Genomic DNA, 246 nt, shown 5'->3' with positions numbered 1-246 from the left:
GTCTTTAATGACACAAAGGTAATGAAGGCGCGTCTGTTTGGGCAAAAAGATACTGGCGGCAAACTTGAAGTCCTGATTGAACGATTAGTTAATCTTGATGATTTAGATACTGCAGCTCTGCATCTAAAAGACATGAGTGCACCGAAATGGTACGGGGGTAAGCCCCCAATAGTAACACGGGGGTTACGAGAAAAAACCATTCAAGCTCTTTCTGCGTAACGGTTTGCCATCAAAAACCAAAAAACC

General features: G+C 43.1%; 1 protein-coding gene. It reads left to right on the top strand.

Features of this window, described 5'->3' with window-relative positions:
- Nucleotides 1-219, top strand: a 219-nt coding sequence (locus tag SB752_RS33085; protein WP_410719609.1) for an S-adenosylmethionine:tRNA ribosyltransferase-isomerase, incomplete at its 5' end; no start/stop codon positions are given.
- Between the last annotated feature and the right edge of the window lie 27 nt (nt 220-246).

This window comes from Brevibacillus sp. SIMBA_040 (genome assembly GCF_046535075.1).
In the GTDB taxonomy this organism is placed as follows: Bacteria; Bacillota; Bacilli; order Brevibacillales; family Brevibacillaceae; genus Brevibacillus.
The sequence above is the reverse complement of the archived record's forward strand: the minus strand, read 5'-3'. Positions and strand labels throughout refer to the sequence as shown.